General features: G+C 36.9%; 1 protein-coding gene. It reads left to right on the forward strand.

The genetic code is table 11. The features are described from left to right. Window positions 1–390, forward strand: a 390-nt coding sequence (locus tag GFC01_RS18555; RefSeq protein ID WP_207707669.1) for a DUF1189 domain-containing protein, incomplete at both ends; no start/stop codon positions are given.

Consider the following 390-nt stretch of genomic DNA (forward strand, 5'->3'; position numbering starts at 1 on the left):
TGGGTATTGAACGTATTTAATCTATTGTTAAAAGGAATTTATTCACCAAAAGATATTGCTAAAGCACGCTTTACAGGGATCGGTAAAGCAATTTTATTCATTTTTATCCTTTCAATCATCGCAGCAGTTCCTCAGGGCTATCATATGAGCCAAGAGATCTCGAATGCGATGTCAGGATTTCAGCATGTGATCAAAAAAGATTTACCCGACTTTTCAATTGAAAAAGGAAAACTTCAAGCGGATCAAAGTGCACCAATAGAAAAAGAAGAAAACGGCATCACGATCATCTTTGATCCTGCTGAAAAAATAAAAGCAAGTGAGCTTGAATCAAAGCAAACGGCCATCGCTTTATTAAAGGAAAAAGCAGTGATTGCCATTGATGGGCAAATG

This window comes from Desulfofundulus thermobenzoicus (assembly GCF_009428905.1).
In the GTDB taxonomy this organism is placed as follows: Bacteria; Bacillota; Desulfotomaculia; order Desulfotomaculales; family Desulfovirgulaceae; genus Desulfofundulus_A; species Desulfofundulus_A thermobenzoicus.